Origin of the sequence: Kocuria cellulosilytica, from assembly GCF_040981245.1 — a bacterium.
In the GTDB taxonomy this organism is placed as follows: Bacteria; Actinomycetota; Actinomycetes; order Actinomycetales; family Micrococcaceae; genus Kocuria; species Kocuria cellulosilytica.
Genome location: NZ_JAVFWZ010000054.1, coordinates 1 through 654 on the forward strand (window position 1 = coordinate 1; position 654 = coordinate 654).

Sequence of the window (654 nt, forward strand, 5' to 3'; positions counted from 1 at the left end):
TCCACGACGACCGCGGAGGCAGTTCCGATCCGCACGATCGCGGTGCCGGGCGCCGGGGCAGGCCGGGCCCTGACTCCGGACCACCGGCGCCCGCCGGCGGTCCCTGAAAGGAACAGTCATGAATCTCCAACGGACAATGCTCGGCGTCGCTGTGGTAGCGGCTGCGGTCGCTCTCACCGGGTGCGGCGCCGAGAGCGGACCCTCCGGGTCCGTGCCGACCTCCCCCTCCTCGAGTGCTGCTTCCACCGCCCCGTCCTCTGCCCAGGCGGCACCGGCCACCTCCGGCCCTTCGGCCACTTCTCCGGAGCCGGCAGCCGCGGAGGAGGTCGTGATCAGGATCAGGGAGTTCCAGTACGAGCTCCCCGACTCGGTCGTGCCCGGGGCCATGGTCACAGTGATCAACGAGGACGCCGCCCCGCACACCGTCACCGCCGAGAGCAACGGGGATTTCGACGCCGTCGCCGCAGGTGGGGAGACGGTCACCTTCACCGCCCCCGAGGAGCCGGGTGAGTACCCGATCATCTGCACCTACCACCCGCAGATGTCCGCAACCCTGGTCGTCCGATGAGCCGTGCGGCCGGGCGCACCCGCGCAGGCGCCGACGTGCACCACGGAGCCCTGATGCTGGTGCTGCAGGGGCTGATCGCGGCCGCG

General features: G+C 71.6%; 1 protein-coding gene. It reads left to right on the forward strand.

Annotated features, from left to right (window positions below):
* Positions 1 to 136 precede the first annotated feature (136 nt).
* Positions 137 to 568 carry a cupredoxin domain-containing protein gene (locus tag RCG67_RS16935; RefSeq protein ID WP_368827966.1) on the forward strand — a complete coding sequence of 144 codons (432 nt, stop codon included), beginning with the start codon at positions 137 to 139 and terminating at the stop codon, positions 566 to 568.
* Positions 569 to 654: the final 86 nt, after the last annotated feature.

What these genes read in the sequence shown, in the direction of transcription:
- RCG67_RS16935 (WP_368827966.1), top strand. Translation starts at nt 137, where the DNA reads ATGCTCGGCGTCGCTGTGGTAGCGGCTGCGGTCGCTCTCACCGGGTGC.